The sequence below is a fragment of the Flavobacterium aquidurense genome, assembly GCF_002217195.1.
GTDB classification, from domain to species: domain Bacteria; phylum Bacteroidota; class Bacteroidia; order Flavobacteriales; family Flavobacteriaceae; genus Flavobacterium; species Flavobacterium frigidimaris.
Genome location: NZ_MUGR01000016.1, coordinates 1 through 16,325, shown reverse-complemented (window position 1 = coordinate 16,325; position 16,325 = coordinate 1). Strand labels below are relative to the sequence as shown.

At 35.1% G+C, this 16,325-nt stretch carries 12 protein-coding genes; 7 read left to right on the top strand and 5 right to left on the bottom strand.

Annotated features, from left to right (window positions below; all coding sequences use genetic code 11):
* Window positions 1–143: 143 nt before the first annotated feature.
* From B0A67_RS08680 to B0A67_RS08665, 4 genes are all read right to left on the bottom strand, one after another.
* Complete coding sequence (locus B0A67_RS08680) at window positions 144–1,829, bottom strand: sodium/sugar symporter (protein WP_072957860.1); 1,686 nt, start codon at window positions 1,827–1,829, stop codon at window positions 144–146.
* Between the two features lie 284 nt (window positions 1,830–2,113).
* Window positions 2,114–3,169 (bottom strand): UDP-glucose--hexose-1-phosphate uridylyltransferase, encoded by a 1,056-nt coding sequence (locus B0A67_RS08675; protein ID WP_072957862.1) that lies wholly within the window; start codon window positions 3,167–3,169, stop codon window positions 2,114–2,116.
* A 16-nt stretch (window positions 3,170–3,185) separates the two neighbouring features.
* Window positions 3,186–4,346 (bottom strand): galactokinase, encoded by a 1,161-nt coding sequence (gene galK, locus B0A67_RS08670; RefSeq protein ID WP_072957865.1) that lies wholly within the window; start codon window positions 4,344–4,346, stop codon window positions 3,186–3,188.
* 54 nt (window positions 4,347–4,400) lie between these two features.
* Window positions 4,401–5,459 carry an aldose epimerase family protein gene (locus tag B0A67_RS08665; RefSeq protein ID WP_072957868.1) on the bottom strand — a complete coding sequence of 353 codons (1,059 nt, stop codon included), beginning with the start codon at window positions 5,457–5,459 and terminating at the stop codon, window positions 4,401–4,403.
* 103 nt (window positions 5,460–5,562) lie between these two features.
* Here B0A67_RS08665 and B0A67_RS08660 point away from each other — a divergent pair, with 103 nt between their 5' ends.
* The gene (locus tag B0A67_RS08660; protein ID WP_072957871.1) at window positions 5,563–6,561 is read left to right on the top strand and encodes a GntR family transcriptional regulator; all 999 of its coding nucleotides are present in this window, start codon (window positions 5,563–5,565) and stop codon (window positions 6,559–6,561) included.
* 634 nt (window positions 6,562–7,195) lie between these two features.
* Here B0A67_RS08660 and B0A67_RS08655 read toward each other — a convergent pair.
* On the bottom strand, window positions 7,196–7,885 hold the full coding sequence (locus B0A67_RS08655) for an NUDIX hydrolase (RefSeq protein WP_072957874.1): 690 nt from the start codon (window positions 7,883–7,885) through the stop codon (window positions 7,196–7,198).
* A gap of 445 nt (window positions 7,886–8,330) precedes the next feature.
* On the opposite strand from B0A67_RS08655, the gene B0A67_RS08650 reads away from it, so the two are divergent.
* The 6 genes from B0A67_RS08650 to B0A67_RS08625 all read left to right on the top strand — a co-directional run bounded on the left by B0A67_RS08650 (window position 8,331) and on the right by B0A67_RS08625 (window position 16,255).
* Window positions 8,331–9,863, top strand: a complete 1,533-nt coding sequence (locus tag B0A67_RS08650; RefSeq protein WP_072957878.1) for an alpha-N-arabinofuranosidase — start codon at window positions 8,331–8,333, stop codon at window positions 9,861–9,863.
* Between the two features lie 320 nt (window positions 9,864–10,183).
* Complete coding sequence (locus tag B0A67_RS08645) at window positions 10,184–11,875, top strand: ribulokinase (RefSeq protein WP_072957882.1); 1,692 nt, start codon at window positions 10,184–10,186, stop codon at window positions 11,873–11,875.
* Window positions 11,859–12,560 (top strand): L-ribulose-5-phosphate 4-epimerase, encoded by a 702-nt coding sequence (locus tag B0A67_RS08640; RefSeq protein ID WP_072957886.1) that lies wholly within the window; start codon window positions 11,859–11,861, stop codon window positions 12,558–12,560. Before B0A67_RS08645 ends, B0A67_RS08640 begins: the two co-directional genes overlap by 17 nt.
* Window positions 12,561–12,726: 166 nt before the next feature.
* Window positions 12,727–14,235: an L-arabinose isomerase gene (araA, locus tag B0A67_RS08635; protein ID WP_072957889.1), complete on the top strand. Its 1,509-nt coding sequence runs from the start codon at window positions 12,727–12,729 to the stop codon at window positions 14,233–14,235.
* Between the two features lie 140 nt (window positions 14,236–14,375).
* Window positions 14,376–15,560 (top strand): aldose epimerase family protein, encoded by a 1,185-nt coding sequence (locus tag B0A67_RS08630; protein WP_072957893.1) that lies wholly within the window; start codon window positions 14,376–14,378, stop codon window positions 15,558–15,560.
* A 224-nt stretch (window positions 15,561–15,784) separates the two neighbouring features.
* Complete coding sequence (locus B0A67_RS08625; RefSeq protein WP_089069525.1) at window positions 15,785–16,255, top strand: OsmC family protein; 471 nt, start codon at window positions 15,785–15,787, stop codon at window positions 16,253–16,255.
* The last annotated feature ends 70 nt before the right edge of the window (window positions 16,256–16,325 follow it).

The window sequence follows — 16,325 nt, the reverse complement described above, 5'->3', positions numbered from 1 at the left end:
CAAGGTTTTTTGGTGAAATACCATTTTGTAAATAAAAGTGATTTTCGGTATAAATGTAAGTAAAATCTTTTTAAATAAAAAAGAGGATGCTGTTATAGCATCCTCTTTTAATCTTCAAAAAATAATATAGTAAAAAAATTATACTACCAGAATTTAACATACAAAGCCACAATAATCAATAATGTAATTACGATTAAGACTGTAGTTTGTGGTTTTACTTTAAACATTTCAGAGTCTATTTCAAACGCTTTTGAATTTACTTTTGGTCCTGCAAAACTGATTGCAATCATTGCCAGCATAGTAAAGAAGAATGATAATCCCATACAAATATGGAACGGGATTTCGAATGCACCTTTTCCGTTAGGATATGCTGTGTACAATAAAGTTTCGTTTCCGAATAAAGCCGGTGCATATTCGTTGAACACTACAGAAAGAACGAATCCTAAAATTACACCCACAATGGCTGCAGTTCCGGTTGTTCTTTTCCAGAACATACCAAGGAAGAACATGGCGAAAACTCCGGGGCTAATAAATCCGGTGTATTTTTGGATGTAAGTGAACCCACCAACTCCGCCAATTCCTAAAATATCATTCCACGTAAACAATACAGCTAAAAGCATTGCGGCAAAAACGGCAATTCTACCAATGTTTACCTGTTGTTTTTCGCCAGCATCTTTCTGGATGTATTTTTTATGAATATCTAATGTGTAAATTGTCGAGATACTGTTTACTTTTCCGGCCAATGAAGCCACAATTGCAGCAGTCAGGGCTGCTACAGAAAGTCCTTTTAATCCTGTTGGCAAGAAAGTCAATACAGCAGAGTATGCTCCGTCTTTTCCTCCAACCAATTGAGGTAAATGACCATTCGTATATAAAACATAAGCAGCAATACCCGGTAACATTACGATCAATGGCATTAATAATTTTAGCATACCTGCAAATAAAATACCGGTACGGGCTGTTTGCAAATCTGCTCCAAGTGCTCTTTGAGTAATGTATTGATTACAGCCCCAGTAGTTTAAGTTAATGATCCAGATACCGGCAAGGTAAGACATCAAACCAGGGAAAGTCAAATATTTATCGATATCAAGCTGAGACGATGTTGCAGTTGGTTTTGGGATGATCATTTTAAAATGCTCCGGAGCCTCTCTCATTAAAACTTTAAAACCTTCAATGGCATTTGCGCCCACTCCAAAATATTGTCCAACAGTTGTAAGAGCGATATAAGAAGTTACTAAACCTCCAATGATCAAAACAGCCACCTGAATAACATCAGTATAAGCGACTACTTTCATACCTCCTAAAGAGATAAATAAAGCGAATACCGCCAAACCTATCATGATAACGTGCAGGTATTCTCCTCCGGCCAAACCATTGATAGCAACAGCTCCTAAATATAAAATCGAAGTTAAGTTTACAAATACATATAAAAACAACCAGAAAACCGCCATGATTAACGCAGTAGATTCATTGTAACGTGTTTTTAAGAATTGTGGCATCGTATAAATCTTATTTTTAAGATATACCGGAATGAACCAAACTGCTACGATAATCAAAGCAATAGCGGCCAGCCACTCATAAGCAGCCACAGCGATTCCTAAAAAGAAACCTTCACCACTCATTCCGATGAATTGTTCAGCGGAGATGTTTGATGCGATTAATGAAGCTCCAATGGCCCACCAGGTTAAGTTTCCTTCAGCCAAAAAGTAAGCCTTAGCATCTTGTTCGTCTTGTTTACGCTTGCGGTAAACCGTGTAACCGTAGGCAGAAACTACGATAAAATAAATAATAAAAACCGCATAATCTGCGAAAGCGAGGTTCTGGTTCATTGTTAGTAGTATTTTAAAAATTAGTATAGATGATTGTTTGTTTAATTTGGTTTTTTTAAAATCAGTAGTTTAGGATATTTTTCAAACTAAGATTTTATTATTTGTATTCCTTTAAAAATAAGATATGTGTTTTTATTCTGTTATTTTTTTATGAAAATAAGAGCGAAAGCCAAAAGTAAAATAAAAAATTATAAATACACCCTTCACAAATGTGTTTTTTACATTTATAAATAAATTATTATGTTAAATTTTAAATTGGCTTTCTGTAAAAAGACTTTCGTTGGTTATTTCTTAGTCGATTTATAATGCACATCTGCTTGTTGTCTTAAAATCTCTGCACTTTTTTCAGGTGTGATATCGCGTTGTGATTCACCCAACATCTCATATCCAACCATGAATTTCTTAACCGTTGCTGAACGCAATAATGGCGGATAAAAATGCATGTGAAAATGCCATTCCGGATGGTCTAAACCATCTGTTGGTGCCTGGTGAATCCCTGATGAATAAGGAAATGAAGTGCTGAACAAGTTATCGTACTTGATCGTTAATTGTTTTAAAATTACGGCAAAAGCATTGGTTTCCTCAGCGGTAAAATCTGTAATTTTATTAACAGCCCTTTTGCTGATAATCATAGTTTCGTATGGCCAGATTGCCCAAAACGGAACTAATGCTACAAAGTGATCATTTTCGATCACAACACGATCTCCGGTTTTTAATTCAGCTTGCAGGTAATCTTCAAGAAGCGTTCTGTTATTTTTATCAAAATAAGCTTTTAAGCTGTTTTGTGTTTTCTCGACCTGAGTTGGTAATGACGACTGCGCCCAGATTTGCCCATGCGGATGCGGGTTGCTGCAGCCCATAACGCTTCCTTTATTTTCGAAAATCTGAACGTGATTGATATACTTGATATTTCCTAAATCAGTATATTCTTTTTGCCAGGTTCTGATAATATTTTCAATTCCGTCAATTTCCATTTCCGGTAAAGTAAGATCGTGTCTTGGTGAAAAACAAACTACTCTCGAAATTCCCTGTTCCGGTTGTGCTTTAAAAAAAGTATGTTTAATATCTTCTTCAAAAATAATTTCGTCCTGCTTCATGGCAGCAAAATCATTTTCGAATACAAAACTGCTTTCGTAATTCGGATTATTTACTCCGTTCGCACGAACATTTCCCGGACACAAATAACAAGTTGGGTCGTATTTTGGTAATGTTTCAGTTGCAATTGTTTCGTTTTGTCCTTGCCACGGGCGTTTTGCACGATGAGGTGATACTAAAACCCATTCATTGATTAAGGGATTGAAACGTCTGTGAGGATCTTCGTTAATGTCAAAATTTTTCATTGTAATTTCTGTGGTATTAAAGTAGTATAGTTCCGTTTGAGATTTTTACATCATAGAATTTTAATTCAATCCCAAATGTATCTAAATAAAGATTTGAAAACTTACTTTTCACCTCATTTTCATGACCTTTTTTAATCAAATTGATGGTACAGCCGCCAAAACCGCCTCCCATTAGCCTGGAACCTATAATTGCATCATCAGATTTTGCAGTATCTACCAGCATATCCAACTCTGCACAACTTACTTCATATTCTTGTGATAAACCATAATGAGTTTCAAAAAGTAATTGTCCTAGAAGTTCTATATTTCCGTTGTCCAAAGCCTCACAAGCCTTTATAACACGATTAATTTCCTTTACAACATAATGTACCCTTTTAAAAACGGTAGGATTTATTTTGTCCTGAATGCTTAAAAGCTGCTCTTCGGTACAATCCCTGAAACTTTTTACTTCAGCAAAATTAGCTGCAATAATGGCCAATCCTTGTTCACACTCAATTCTTCGGGTATTGTATTCAGATGTAAAAAGAGAATGTTTTACATTACTGTCAAATAAAACCAAAGAGTAATCTTTGAAATCAGCATTGTGATATTCAAAATCCAATGTATTGCAATCCAGTTTTATCACTTTATTTTCAAGACCGTGTACGCTCGAAAACTGGTCCATAATACCACAATTGATACCCACCCAGTGTTCTGCTTTTTGTCCTAATAAAGAAATATCGATTTTTTCAATCTTTAAATCAAAAAGTTTGGCAATGCCATAAATCATGCCGCATTCTAAAGCTGCCGAAGATGATAATCCCGAACCAACCGGAATATTACTGCTAAAAACACAATTAAAACCTTCAAAAGAAAATCCGTTATCCTGCAATTGTTTGATAACGCCGCGAATATAATTCGTCCAGACAACATCACTCAATTTAATTTCCTCAGTCAGATCAGCTTCGAATTCTTCGTTTAAATCGATCGCGATTATTTTAGATTTTTTGGTGTTGTTTTTCTCAAAAGCAAAACAAATTACTTTGTCAATTGCTGCAGGTAAAACATAGCCGTCATTATAATCTATATGTTCCCCAATGATGTTGATTCTTCCCGGAGAAAGTACCACTTTTTGAGGAGCTGATCCAAAAGATTTCTCAAAAAAAGCAGTAGTGTTCTGTATTAAAATGTCATTCATTATTTTGTAATTGAAAGGGTAATATCTTGTGTTTTTTGAACTTGCGTTAAATGGTTATTTGTTTGTATTTTCAAATTTATAGACTGTTTTCTGATGGTATGCCTCACCTTTTCTCAAAACCGAATTCGGAAAATGACTGTGATTGGGTGCGTCAGGAAAATTCTGAGTTTCAAAACAAATTCCGCTTGCCGCATGATACGTTATATTTTCTTTTCCTTTTAAAGTATCAGTACATTTTCCGCCTACATATATATGTACACTCGGCTGATCTGTGTAAACGCTCATTTGCAGATTGTGTTTTGAACTGTATAATTGCGCGACAACATCATTTGTAGCTTCTATTACAAATGAATTGTCAATAGACGCGGGACAATTTTTAGCAGTTGTAAAGTCAAAATCATGACCGGAAAGATCAGTAAAATTTCCTGTTGGGATATTGTGTGAGTCTAATTCTAGTATTTGATCAGAAGCAATAAACAATTTTTGATCTAAAACAGAAGCATCATGACCGTCAAGATTAAAATAACTGTGATGCGTTAAGTTTATAACCGTGTCTTCGGTAGTTGTTGCTTTGTACTCCAGTTTTAATTCGTTCTCTTCTGATAAAGTATAGGTTAAGTCAACCTGTAATTCTCCCGGAAAATTTTCGTCTAAATCCGCACTCAAAAGACGGAACGTAATCGAAGGATTATCACCCGAAGTTATATTGGTAACATTCCATATTCTAGCTCCAAAACCTATATTTCCGCCATGCAATGTATTTTCGTTATTGTTGATGTTCAGCTGAAAGGTCTTGTCATTAAGGGTAAACGTACCTTTGTTAATTCTTCCGGCATAACGTCCAACTGTCGTACCAAAATAAGGCGCACCTGATAATTGATAAGAGGCTAAATAAGATGCCGCATTATCAAAACCTAAAACAACATCGATAAGACGACCATTTGAAACCGGAATTTGCAAAGAAGTCACAGCAGCACCATAATTAATGATCTGAACCTTCATTCCGTTTTTATTTGATAACTCAAAAGCAAGAATTTCTTCGTTTTCCGGTGTTAAACCAAATAATTTAGATAGAGATGCATCTTGAAAATGCGATATATGTTTTATTTCCATATTATTTTTACCAAAAGTGAAATCCAAAAATAGAAACATTTCTTTATCTTTCCATACCAGTACCTACCAGTTTTTTGTATATTGCGCAAAAATCCTTCTTTTTATGAATATCATTTCAATTCAGAATAACATTGGTCTGCCAAAATATAAGCAGATAATTCTTTCAATAGAAAAAGCAATTGAAGAAGAAAAATTGGTAAAAGGTGATCGGCTTCCGTCTGTCAATAAAGTTTGTCTGGCTTTTTCCTTATCCCGTGATACCGTTTTGTTAGGATATGATGAACTTAAAAAAAGAGGTATTATTTATGCCATTCCTGGCAAAGGATATTATGTAAAAAGCATTGAAGTCACTATAAAACAGAAGGTTTTCTTATTATTTGATGAATTAAACAGTTTTAAGGAAGACATCTATAATTCGTTTTTGCAGCATATTGGTAAAAATGTACAAGTCGATATTTTCTTTCATCATTTTAATCCGCAGGTTTTTCAAAAGCTGATTAATGACAGCAGCGGAAATTATACAAAATACATCATCATGCCAACCAACTTAACGGATGTGGCTAAATTTATAAAAACCCTACCAGTAAGCGAAGTTATCATACTGGATCAAACCAATCCGGACCTGAAATTATACCCGGCAATTTATCAAAATCATGAAAAAGATATTTTTGAAGGTTTGTTTAAAGGGAAATCGAGATTAGGAAAATATGAAAAGCTAATTTTGATATTTCCCGGTTTCAGGGAACCACTCGGAATGAAAATTGGTTTTGAAGCTTTTTGTGCCGAATATAATTTTGATTATGAAATCATCACAGAGTTTACGGATCGCGAGATTACTTTGGGAGATTTATACATTATTCCTAACGATCGGGATTTAGTGCGCGTAATCGAAAAAGCCAGAGACCAGAACCTGAAATTAGGAATTGATCTGGGGATTATATCGTATAATGAAACGCCATTAAAAAAGATTGTAGCCAATGGAATTACAACTATTTCGACCCATTTTGAAACCATGGGAAAAATTCTGGCAGGCATGGTTCTTAAAGGAAAGAAAGAACAAATAGAAAATAAATCCTCGCTGACGATGCGAAACTCTCTTTGATGTTCTAAAAAAATATTTTGTCTAAGTAAATGGTTATATCACAACCATGGAGATTGCTATTCGCTAAATCGTTAAATTTTTGCTTAAAAAAATAAGGAAACAATTTTTTTGTTTTTGTGGAATTATTTTACATACATTTGTAAATGTATATTTCACACTTATTATTTGTCTGAAATAAATAAAAAATGGCTCACGGATATTGGACTGGCTATTTTTCGGGCAGATTACAAAAAGGAAATAGTAAAAGTAAATTTTTTGGCCCACGGATTTAATGGATAAAAAGGCTGTCACACATTTAATTTTTTTTTTAAAAGGGATAGCAAAATTTAAATTTATCAGTAAGATTTGATACGTATAAAACCCGTGACAATCAGTTTTTAATCCGCTTAATCCGTGGCTAATTATAAAGAGAATAATTTGTTTAGTTTTTTTAGTAGTTTTATTTGAAGAAAAAACCCTGATAGTTTGTGGCTTTCAGGGTTTTGTTTTTTTTATAATGTCCCGGATTGTGCGGTGATGCAGATTGACACGGGTTTTTTTATTCTTAATCTGATTTATGTGCTACAAAAGCGATACGACAGGAGAAGTAAATCTGCCATAACCCGTTTACTCCGTAAAATCAGTGCGCTGACTTTTATAAATTCAATACAAAATCGTTAAGTAATTTCTCTTCATATTTTTCTTTATTGAAAGTATATAAATACGATCCTTTTCTGGAAGACTGCATGTCTTTTTCATCCAGTTTGTTCAGGATTTCCAAGGAATTAATTTTACTTATGAAATTTCGTTTGTCTAATTCTTTACTCAAAATAGCTTCGTATAACTCTAACAACTGACGCATGGTGAATTTTTCCGGCAACAATTCAAATCCAATTGGTTTTATCGAAGTTCTGTAGCGAAGTCTTCTTATGGCTTGCTCCACCATTTCGTTATGGTCAAAAATTAAATTTGGTGCATCAGCAATACTAAACCATTGAGCATGATAATTTTTAATCAGTTCTGCATTATGATTTTCGATATTAATCAGAGCATAATAGGAAACAGAGATGGTTCTTTCGACAGGATCACGATCGATTTCGCTGTAAGCATATAATTGCTCCATATAAATATCGTTTAGACCTGTATAGGTATTTAAGATTCTGATTGCAGCATCATCTAAAACTTCATCGCGCTTTAGAAAACCTCCAATCAAAGACCATTTTCCCTTTTCCGGTTCAAAATCTCTCTTGATTAATAGAATTTTCAACCCCTCATGGTCGAATCCAAAAATGATACAATCTACTGCTAATAAGACTTTATCCGCAGAGCTATAACTGTTTAGCATATTCAATTTTTTATTGGTAAATATATAAACTTCCTAATACGTTTCATAATTTATTAATGTTGATTTTACACTTATAAATAAAAACTTATTTAATAATAATTAAGTTAATGATTGTTATAAAAATACACACAAAAGTAATGGTTTTTTTTTGCTAAAAAGTGCCTTGAAACGTCATTCCTTAGTAAAAGTTATACTTACTTAATAGAATTAATAAGTATAATCGATACTCAATACTGTATTCAACAGGCAAAACATCTGTTTTTAGCTGAATTTTTACATTTAAATTGAGGAATGTATTTTTATTTCATGTTTTTAATATTATTAATTTGTTTTTAAGGCTTTATTTTAGTTAATTTTACAAATGTATAAAAAACACTTAACGTTAATGTAAACCAAACCAAAAAAGGCTGGAAAGCTTTGTATTATATTCTAAACCAGATACGTTATGAAAAAAACACTTTTGCTGGCATTTCTTGTTTCGATTTGCGCTGATATTAGTTTTGCTCAAAATCAAATTACAGCAATTACTCTAGTCAGTAAGACAGATGCTCCTGTAATAAATAAAAATATTTACGGACATTTTGCGGAACATTTAGGGCGATCTATTTATGGCGGTTTTTTTGTTGGTGATACTTCGAAAATTCCAAATACAAACGGAGTTAGAAACGATATTGTAAAAGCTTTGAAAGAATTGAAAATTCCCAATTTGAGATGGCCCGGCGGCTGTTTTGCAGATACATATCATTGGAAAGATGGTATTGGGCCAAAAGAGAACAGGCCAACAATCGTAAATCAATGGTGGGGAGGTGTAACAGAAGATAATAGTTTTGGGACGCATGATTTTTTAAACATGTGTGAATTACTTGGAGCAGAACCGTATCTATCCGGAAATGTTGGCAGTGGTACAGTTCAGGAACTTTCAGAGTGGGTACAATATGCAAATTATAAAGGCAAAAGTCCAATGAGTGATCTGCGAAAGAAAAACGGTAGGGCAGAACCCTGGAAAGTAAATTTTTGGGGAATAGGAAATGAAGCCTGGGGTTGTGGAGGAAATATGACGGCAGATTATTATGCAAACGAATATCGGAAATATGCCACTTTCATGCCAAATGATATCGTTAGAATAGCATCTGGAGCAAATAGTGATAATTATAACTGGACAGAAACTTTGATGAAAAATATTCCTGCTAATATGTTAGGAGGTCTGGCACTTCATCATTATTCTGTAATTGATTGGAATAAAAAAGGGGATGGGGTTGATTTTACCGAAGACCAATATTTTGCCACAATGAAAGAAGCTTTAAAAATGGAAGAATTGGTTACTAAACATTCAGCCATTATGGATAAATACGATCCTAATAAAAAAATTGATTTAGTTGTAGATGAATGGGGCGGTTGGTATGATGTTGAAAAAGGAACAAATCCGGGATTTTTATACCAGCAAAATACAATGCGTGATGCAGTTTTAGCAGGATCAACATTAAATATTTTTAACAATCATGCTGATAGAGTTCGTATGGCCAATTTGGCACAATGCGTAAATGTTTTGCAAGCCGTTATCTTGACAGATAAAGCAAAGATGATTACTACGCCAACCTATCATGTAATGAAAATGTACAATGTGCATCAGGGAGCTACATTATTGCCTGTGAATTTTAATTCACCCAGGTATACTTATAAAGGAGAAATGCTTCCTGCCGTTTCGGTATCAGCTTCAAAAGACCAAAATAGGGTGGTTCATATTTCGCTGGTAAATATCGATTCGAAGAATAAAAATAAAATTGAGATCGATGTGAAAGGGCTGGGAGTAAAAAACTTTACGGGAACCATCTTAACATCGGCAAAATTACAAGACTACAATTCGTTTGAAGTTCCAAATAAAATTGTTCCGGCAGTTTTTAAAAATTTCGAAAATAAGAGTGGAAAACTGGAAATCACTGTTCCGCCTTTTTCGGTAGTAGTTTTAGAAGGAAAATAGAAAGTAAGCACTATTTAGCATTGTTATTTTTGAACGATTCTTTTAATCTTATAAAAGAATCCTGATAAGTCAGTTCTAAATTAAAATCAGGTAATTTTTTTTACAATTTTCAAACGAACGTTTTTCGCGCTTTTGAAAGTTAAGATGAACTAATCTCATAATAATAAATGTAAAACTGACGTTTATTTTTTGTTTTAAGCTTAAAAGGTTGTTTTTATGCATTATTTGTAAAAATTACAGTCTCTGTTTTTGTTAAGTGTTTTTTGTACACTTATAAAATATTTATTTTTATATTTGTCGTTATTATAAAATGTATTTGAATGAAAAATTACGTTATAGGATTGGACTACGGAACAGATTCTGTTCGCGCGATGCTAATTGATACTGAAAATGGGCAAGAACTGGCATCAAATGTTTCTCATTACAAAAGATGGAAGAACAAGCAATATTGTGATGCAGCTGCAAATCAGTTTCGTCAACATCCTTTAGACCATATTGAAGGATTGGAGATTACAATTCAAACTGTTATAAAAGAGAGTAAAGTTGATCCTTCGCTGGTACGCGGAATTTGTATTGATACAACAGGATCTTCTCCTGTGCCTGTTACTAAAGACGGAATTCCATTGGCTTTGACAAAAGGTTTTGAGGAAAACCCAAATGCCATGATGGTATTGTGGAAAGATCATACTTCGATAAATGAAGCAAACGAAATCAATGAACTGGCAGTAAGCTGGGGCGGTGAAAACGTAACCAAATATGTAGGCGGAATTTATTCATCAGAATGGTTCTGGGCAAAAATCCTGCACATCGCCAGAGAAGATGAAGCCGTAAGAAATGCAGCGCACACTTGGATGGAACACTGCGATTTAATGACCTATTTATTAATAGAAGATAAAGATTTAAAAACGTTCAAAAGAAGCCGTTGCGCTGCAGGACATAAAGCGATGTGGCATGAAGACTGGAACGGACTTCCTCCGGTTGAATTCTTAGAAAAATTACATCCGTATTTAGCGCAGCTTCGTGGTAATTTATATGATGAAACCTATACATCAGATGTAGTTGCCGGAAATTTAAGCAAAGAATGGGCAGATCGTTTAGGGCTTTCTACAGATACTGTTGTAGCTGTGGGAACTTTTGATGCACATTCCGGGGCTGTTGGAGCTAAAATTGGAGAAAATACTTTAGTTCGCGTAATGGGAACTTCAACTTGTGATATTCTCGTAGGTTCAAAAGAAGAAGTAGGAACCAAAACCGTTCGCGGAATCTGCGGTCAGGTTGATGGTTCAGTAATTCCAGGTTATATTGGTTTAGAAGCGGGACAATCTGCTTTTGGAGATTTACTGGCCTGGTACAAAGAATTATTGCTTTGGCCAACAGATCATTTATTAACGGCTTCGACTGTTCTAAATGACGAGCAAAAAGAGCAATTAAGAGAAGAATTCAGTGATAAATTAATTATAGAATTAACAAAAGAAGCGGAGAAAATTCCGGTTTCAGAAAGTCTTCCAATTGCTTTAGACTGGATCAACGGAAGAAGAACTCCGGATGCCAATCAGGAATTAAAAAGTGCAATTTCGAATCTTTCTTTAGGAATAAAAGCACCACATATTTTCAAGGCTTTAGTAAATGCCATTTGTTTTGGAGCGAAGAAAATTGTAGATCGTTTTGAAGAAGAAGGTGTAAAGATTGACAGCGTAATCGGGATTGGAGGCGTTGCCAGAAAATCACCTTTTATCATGCAGACTTTGGCCAATGTTTTAAACAAGCCAATTAAAATTGCAGCTTCAGATCAGACTCCTGCTTTGGGAGCCGCAATTTATGCTGCCGTTGCAGCCGGGATTTATTCAAACGTAATCGAGGCAAGTCAAAAAATTGGAAGTGATTTCGACGGAGAATATTTCCCTCAATTAGATAAAGTAGCGGCTTATAACAAATTGCTAATTGCTTACGACCGATTAAGCGCTTACGAAGATCCAACTATTAAAATAGCACAACATGAGTTCTCTTTATAAAGATTTAAAACAGGAATGTTATGAGGCCAATATGCAATTGAATGCATTGAACCTGGTCGTATATACTTTTGGGAATGTAAGTGCAGTGGACAGAAAAAATGGTGTTTTTGCCATTAAACCAAGCGGCGTTCCGTATGAAGATTTAAAACCGGAAGATATTGTAATTGTCGATTTTGATAACAATATTATCGAAGGTTCCATGCGTCCGTCATCTGATACAAAAACGCATGCTTATTTATATAAAAACTGGCCAAATATTGGCGGAGTGGCACATACACACGCCACCTATTCTGTTGCCTGGGCACAATCACAGCGTGATATTCCGATTTTCGGAACTACACATGCCGATCATTTAACAGCTGATATTCCGTGCGCGCCGCCAATGGCAGATTCGCTTATCGAAGGAAACTATGAACACAATACCGGAATTCAGATTTTGGATTGTTTCAAAGAAAAAAATCTTTCGTACGAAGAAGTAGAAATGGTTTTAATCGGAAATCACGGTCCATTCGCCTGGGGGAAAAACGCAGCAAAAGCAGTATACAACAGCAAGGTTTTAGAAGTCGTTGCCGAAATGGCGTACCTGACTTTACAAATAAATCCAAACGCACCAAGATTAAAAGATTCTCTAATAAAGAAACACTATAATCGTAAACACGGAAAAGATTCGTATTACGGACAATAAAGGTTTGTTTCAGGTTTCAGGTTTTTTTTTGTTTCAAGTTGTTGGAACGTGAAGCTTGAAACGTGAAACAAAGAAAACTTGAAACAAAATTAAAAATTAACAATTCGAATTTCACGTTCCAATAACCTGAAACCTGAAACTTGAAACAAAAATAACAAATAAAGAAATGATAGATATCTCTCAAAAAGAAGTTTGGTTTGTAGTAGGAAGCCAGGAATTATATGGTGAAGAAACACTACGAAAAGTTGCAGAACATTCGCAATTAATTGCAAAAGGATTAGATGCATCCTCTAGTATACCGGTAAAAGTGGTTTATAAAGATGTGGTAAAATCTCCTTCTCAAATATTAGACGTTTGTTTAGCAGCCAACACGGCTAAAAACTGTATCGGAATCATTGCGTGGATGCACACTTTTTCTCCGGCAAAAATGTGGATTGGCGGTTTGAGTATTTTAAAGAAACCATTGTGCCATTTACATACACAATACAACGCTGAAATTCCGTGGGGATCTATCGACATGGATTTCATGAACCTGAATCAATCTGCACACGGAGATCGTGAGTTTGGTTTTATCATGTCAAGAATGCGTAAAAAACGTAAAGTTGTGGTGGGACATTGGGAAGATCCTCGCGTTTTGAACAAACTGGGTGTTTGGACAAGAGTGGCTTTGGGTTGGGACGAACTTCAAAACTTAAAAGTAGCCCGTATTGGAGATAATATGCGTGAAGTTGCTGTTACAGAAGGCGATAAAGTCGAGGCTCAGATTCGTTTCGGAATGTCGGTAAACGGATATGATTCATCTGATGTGACTAAACATATCGAGAAAGTTACGGAACAGCAATTGAATGATTTATTAGCAGTTTATGAATCTTCTTATTCTCTAACCGACTCTTTAAAAGAAGGCGGAGCGCAAAGAAGTTCATTAGTAGAAGCAGCAAAAATTGAATTAGGTTTAAGAGCTTTCCTTGAAGAAGGAGGTTTTGGAGCTTTTACAGATACGTTTGAAAACCTTGGAGTTTGGAAACAACTTCCGGGAATTGCAACACAAAGATTAATGGCAGATGGTTATGGTTTTGGTGGAGAAGGAGATTGGAAAACTGCTGCAATGGTTCGTGCTTTAAAAGTAATGAACGTGGGTCTTGAAGGCGGAACTTCTTTCATGGAAGATTATACGTATCATTTCACTCCACAAAAATCATATGTTTTAGGATCACACATGTTAGAAATTTGTCCATCGATTGCAGAGGCAAAACCATCATGCGAAGTGCATCCGTTAGGAATTGGAGGAAAAGAAGATCCTGCACGTTTGGTATTTAATTCACCTGCAGGAGCTGCAATCAACGTTTCTTTGGTTGATATGGGGAACCGTTTCCGTTTGATCGTAAACGAAGTGGAAGCCATTAAGCCATTGGCAGATTTACCAAAATTACCTGTAGCGAGAGTTTTATGGGATTGTAAGCCAAACCTTGATATTGCTGCAACTGCCTGGATTCTTGCCGGAGGCGCGCATCATACCGTTTACAGCCAGGCAATCACAACAGAATACATGGAAGATTTTGCTGATATCGCCGGAATCGAATTATTGGTTATTGACGAAAAAACAACCGTAAGAGACTTTAAAGACAAGATCAATGCGAACGAAGCTTACTTTCATTTGTTTCAACACGGCCTTTAATGCAGTAAAATGTAATTTGTAAGATGTAAAATGTGAAAAAACTTAAAAAGGTAATTTTTACATTTTTAAAATGATTAAATTTCACGTCTAACATTTTACTTCTAACATTTAACTTTTTACGAACCAAAAAATTACCATTTATGAATGTATTAAAACGATGTGTTTTTGGAATCAGCTTATTAAGTCTGGCCGCAATTTCAGTTCAATGCAAAAACGATAAAAAAATGGATGCTACAACAGTTTCTTCAGATGAAAAAGCGACAGTTACGATCGAAAAATCTTCTTACGGAACAACTTCAAAAGGAGAAAAAGTCGATAGTTACAAATTGAAAAACCAAAATGGGATGGAAGTTGACATCATCACTTTTGGCGGAAGAATTACAGATTTGAAAGTGCCTAATAAAGAAGGAGTTTCTGAAAATGTCGTAATCGGATTTAATTCTTTGGCACAATATGAAAAGGAAAATCCATTCTTTGGCGCTTTGATCGGAAGATACGGAAACCGAATTGCAAAAGGGAAATTTACTTTAGACGGAAAAGAATATCAATTGGCAATCAATAATGCGCCAAATGCTTTACACGGTGGTCCGCAAGGATATTTTAATGTTGTTTGGAAAGCCGATGAGGTAAAATCAGGAACAGCAGCTACATTGAAATTATCGTATTTAAGTAAAGATATGGAAGAAGGATATCCTGGAAATCTTCAGGTTTTTGTAACCTATACATTGACAAATGATAATCAGTTGGAAGTTTTATACGAAGCAACAACAGACAAGAAAACGGTGGTGAATCTGACGCAGCATTCTTATTTCAATCTATCGGGAGATTTTACAAAAACAATCTTAGATCACGAATTGACTTTAAATGCTGATAAGATTGTTCCGGTTGATGCAACTCTTATTCCAACAGGAAAATTAGAAGATGTTGCCAATACACCTTTCGATTTCAGAACTCCAAAATTAATTGGAAAAGACATCGAAGTAAAAAACGAACAATTAGAAAGAGGAAAAGGATACGATCATTGCTGGGTACTGAACAATCCTGAAAAGGGAAAAAAAATCATTGCAAAAGTATACCACGCAGCAAGCGGAAGAGTGCTGGAAATGACAACAGACGAGCCTGGAATTCAGTTTTACTCCGGAAATTTCCTTGACGGAACTTTACCAACACCGAAAGGCGGTACTTTCGGACATAGAAGCGGACTTTGTTTGGAAACAGAACATTATCCGGATTCTCCAAATCAGAAAAACTTCCCGACTACGGTTCTAAACCCGGGAGAAAATTATAAAACTAAAACTACTTTTAAGTTTTCAGTGCAAAAATAATTTTTTAGAATTTGTTAATTAGTTCAATTCTCTAGAAAACCTCGAAAGTGATACTTTCGGGGTTTTTTTATGGGAAAACTGAAGAGAAATTGCACGCAAAGTCGCGAAGGCGCAAAGCTTTTTAGGTTTGTTTGTAAACTTTGCGTCTTCGCTCCTGGTAGTTATCGGGATTAATTCACGGGCATCTTTAAAAATCATAACTTAGCAATAGCAAAAAAACGATAATGAAACATCTATTCAAAGCAGAAGCAAAATGGACTTCCAAACAAAATCAAGAAGATTCAACGAAAAGGTTTTACAGTAAAAGTCATCAAATTAAAATCGAAGGGAAACCTGTTTTAGATATCTCGGCAGCCAAAGCATTCAAAGGCGATCCGGAATTATACAATCCCGAAGATTTGTTGCTAAGCAGTTTAGTTTCCTGTCACATGATGTCCTATTTATATGTCTGCTCTCAAAACGCAATAGAAGTTCTGGAATATTCAGATAACGCCGAAGCCACGCTCGAAGTTTCTGCAGATGGGAGCGGTCGTTTTACAGAAGTGAGATTAAAACCTAAAGTAAAGATTTCAAATCCTGATAAAATAGCGTTGGCAATAGAATTGCATACAAAGGCGAACCAATTGTGTTTTATTGCTAATTCATGCAATTTTTCTGTTTTGCACGAGGGGAGTTGTGAGTTTTCTGCCATATAAGTTATGTAAGTAAATATAACATTGTGTTGTAAAATGCCACCTGTTAAATGAAGGATCAAACGCAAAGCTT

Coding starts and splice junctions, on each gene's coding strand:
- B0A67_RS08680 (WP_072957860.1), bottom strand. CDS start 1,829: ATGAACCAGAACCTCGCTTTCGCAGATTATGCGGTTTTTATTATTTAT.
- B0A67_RS08675 (WP_072957862.1), bottom strand. CDS start 3,169: ATGAAAAATTTTGACATTAACGAAGATCCTCACAGACGTTTCAATCCC.
- galK (WP_072957865.1), bottom strand. CDS start 4,346: ATGAATGACATTTTAATACAGAACACTACTGCTTTTTTTGAGAAATCT.
- B0A67_RS08665 (WP_072957868.1), bottom strand. CDS start 5,459: ATGGAAATAAAACATATATCGCATTTTCAAGATGCATCTCTATCTAAA.
- B0A67_RS08660 (WP_072957871.1), top strand. CDS start 5,563: ATGAATATCATTTCAATTCAGAATAACATTGGTCTGCCAAAATATAAG.
- B0A67_RS08655 (WP_072957874.1), bottom strand. CDS start 7,885: ATGCTAAACAGTTATAGCTCTGCGGATAAAGTCTTATTAGCAGTAGAT.
- B0A67_RS08650 (WP_072957878.1), top strand. CDS start 8,331: ATGAAAAAAACACTTTTGCTGGCATTTCTTGTTTCGATTTGCGCTGAT.
- B0A67_RS08645 (WP_072957882.1), top strand. CDS start 10,184: ATGAAAAATTACGTTATAGGATTGGACTACGGAACAGATTCTGTTCGC.
- B0A67_RS08640 (WP_072957886.1), top strand. CDS start 11,859: ATGAGTTCTCTTTATAAAGATTTAAAACAGGAATGTTATGAGGCCAAT.
- araA (WP_072957889.1), top strand. CDS start 12,727: ATGATAGATATCTCTCAAAAAGAAGTTTGGTTTGTAGTAGGAAGCCAG.
- B0A67_RS08630 (WP_072957893.1), top strand. CDS start 14,376: ATGAATGTATTAAAACGATGTGTTTTTGGAATCAGCTTATTAAGTCTG.
- B0A67_RS08625 (WP_089069525.1), top strand. CDS start 15,785: ATGAAACATCTATTCAAAGCAGAAGCAAAATGGACTTCCAAACAAAAT.